At 48.1% G+C, this 2,326-nt stretch carries 1 protein-coding gene; it reads left to right on the top strand.

Translation table 11 applies throughout. The features are described from left to right. On the top strand, window positions 1–2,326 hold a 2,326-nt coding region (locus tag R2Q77_RS20960), incomplete at both ends, for a beta strand repeat-containing protein (protein WP_316805660.1).

The raw sequence follows: 2,326 nt of genomic DNA, 5'->3' as shown, positions 1-2,326 counted from the left end.
TTCGGGTACTTATTCGGTAACCACCAGGAATGCTGCTGGCTGTACTTCAACAGCAACCAGCATTGTAATCAATGCACAGCCTGCTACACCTGCAGTACCGACGTTGGGTACGGTTGTACAACCTACATCATGTACCCCAACAGGTAGCTTCACCATTAGTAATTATGATGCATCCAATACTTATACGGTAAATCCGTCAGCAGGCACAACAATCAACGGCAGTACGGTTACGGCTCCGGCGGGAACTTACACGGTTACCGCAACACTGGGTTCTTGCAATTCTGGGCCGTCTTCTGATGTAACCTTGACACAGCCAGCGACTTTAAGGGCAACAATCAGCGCGCAAACGAATGTAAACTGTTTTGGAGCCAGTACAGGTAGTGCTATTGCAACGGCAACAGGCGGTGTAAGCCCTTATACCTATTCATGGACTACCACTCCTGTACAGACTGATGCCACAGCGAGCAACCTTGCGGCTGGAGCATATACGGTAACCGTTACCGATGCAAACGGTTGTACTGCAAGCCAGGATGTAACCATAACCGGTCCTGCGGCAGCAATAAATATTACAGGAATGGTTAGCAATTCTACCTGTGGAGCCACTAATAACGGATCTGTTGATATAACGCTTTCGGGTGGTTCAACACCATATACTTATGCATGGGATTCGGGAGAAACGACACAAGACATCAGCAATAAGGGAGCAGGAACTTACACAGTAACCGTTACTGACGGAAAAGGCTGTACAGCTGCTTTTAGCTTTACAGTCACAGCGGGGAACTGCCAGCCGGTTGCTGTTGCAGACCATGGACAAACAGACCCAGGCGTTGCAGTAACAGGTAATGCAGCTACAAACGATACCCCGAGCGGCGATGGTGGCAATACCTGGACACTCATAGGCACAAACGGTGGGGCAACGTTAGGTACAGTGACCATGAATACAGATGGAACTTATACCTATATCCCTAATGCAAATGTAAGCGGAACGGATATTTTTAATTACAAAGTATGTGATGCAAATGGCGACTGTGCCACAACAACCGTTACCATCACCATTGATGCATCAACCCTTAATATTACCACGTCCACTACAAATGTGAAATGTTTTGGTGAAAGCGGTGGTTCAGCTACGGTAACTGCAACCGGAGGTACGGCTCCTTATACTTATTCATGGAGCAATGGTATAACGGATGCTACCGCAAATAACCTTGCGAAAGGAAGTTATACTGTAACGGTTACCGATAATGTAGGGACCATTAGAACAGCAACGGTTACCATTACCGAGCCAGTAAGTGCATTGGTTGCCGGTATTGATGTTCCGCCGGTTGAAGTAAAATGTTTTGGACAGAATACCGGAAGTGCTACCGCCTCAGCGGTTGGTGGTACCGGTGCATACACCTATTTATGGAGCAATGGCACAACAAGCGCTACTGCGGCCAATCTTGCAGCGGGTGTTTACACGGTAACGGTTACCGATGCAAACGGCTGTTCGGATACCGAAGACATAACCATTACACAGCCTGCCGCTGCATTAAGTGCTACAATTAGTACACAAACTGATGTAGCCTGTTTTGGTTCCGATACAGGCAGTGCTACGGTTTCAGCAACTGGTGGAACAGCTCCATATACTTATTCGTGGAATACAAGCCCGGTACAGACTTCAGCTACGGCCAGCAATCTTATTGCTGGTTCATATATGGTAACAGTTACTGATGCCAATAACTGCAGTACCACCCAAAGCGTAACCATTACGCAGCCAGCCGCCGCATTAAGCGCGAGCAATAGCGCTGTTAATGTAAAATGCTTTGGCGATGCAACAGGAGCGATTGATGTAACGGTAAGTGGTGGAACGGCACCTTATAGCTATGTCTGGACTGGAGGTACTACGGCCAACACCGAAGACCTTAGTAGTCTAAACGCAGGAACTTACAACCTCACTATTACTGATGCCAATGGCTGTAGTACCACCCAAAGCGTTACCATTATCCAGCCAGCAGCAGCATTAAGTGCGAACAATACAGCAGTTAATGTAAAATGCTTCGGCGAAGCAACTGGAGCGATCGATGTAACAGTAAGCGGAGGGATAGCACCTTATACTTATGCCTGGACCGGCGGCACTACGGCAACCACTGAAGACCTTAGTAATCTGGCGGCAGGAACTTACAACCTTACTATTACTGATGCCAATAACTGCAGCACCACCCAAAGCGTCACCATTACGCAGCCAGCCGCCGCATTAAGCGCCAGCAATAGCGCTGTTAATGTAAAATGCTTTGGTGATGCAACCGGCTCGATTGATGTAACGGTAAGCGGAGGAACGGTACCC

Source organism: Pedobacter nototheniae (genome assembly GCF_032678625.1).
GTDB lineage: Bacteria > Bacteroidota > Bacteroidia > Sphingobacteriales > Sphingobacteriaceae > Pedobacter > Pedobacter nototheniae_A.
The sequence above is the reverse complement of the archived record's forward strand: the minus strand, read 5'-3'. Positions and strand labels throughout refer to the sequence as shown.